Below are 218 nucleotides of genomic sequence, written 5' to 3' on the forward strand. Positions count from 1 at the left end.
TGGCGTCCCCTAGGGGATTCGAACCCCTGTACTCACCGTGAAAGGGTGATGTCCTAGGCCTCTAGACGAAGGGGACAACGTACTGCTTACACCTTTAACGCAAAAGCCCGTTCAAAACGTTCATCTGAACGGGCTTCGTTCTGGCGGAGCGGACGGGGCTCGAACCCGCGACCCCCGGCGTGACAGGCCGGTATTCTAACCAACTGAACTACCGCTCC

The 218-nt window shown here is 58.3% G+C and carries 2 tRNA genes; both read right to left on the bottom strand.

Annotation, left to right across the window (positions count from 1 at the left end):
- A tRNA-Glu gene (locus DIE21_RS37010) sits at nucleotides 1-76 on the bottom strand.
- A 65-nt stretch (nucleotides 77-141) separates the two neighbouring features.
- Nucleotides 142-218 (bottom strand) — tRNA-Asp (locus tag DIE21_RS37015).

The sequence above is a fragment of the Burkholderia sp. Bp9140 genome, from assembly GCF_003853425.1.
In the GTDB taxonomy this organism is placed as follows: Bacteria; Pseudomonadota; Gammaproteobacteria; order Burkholderiales; family Burkholderiaceae; genus Burkholderia.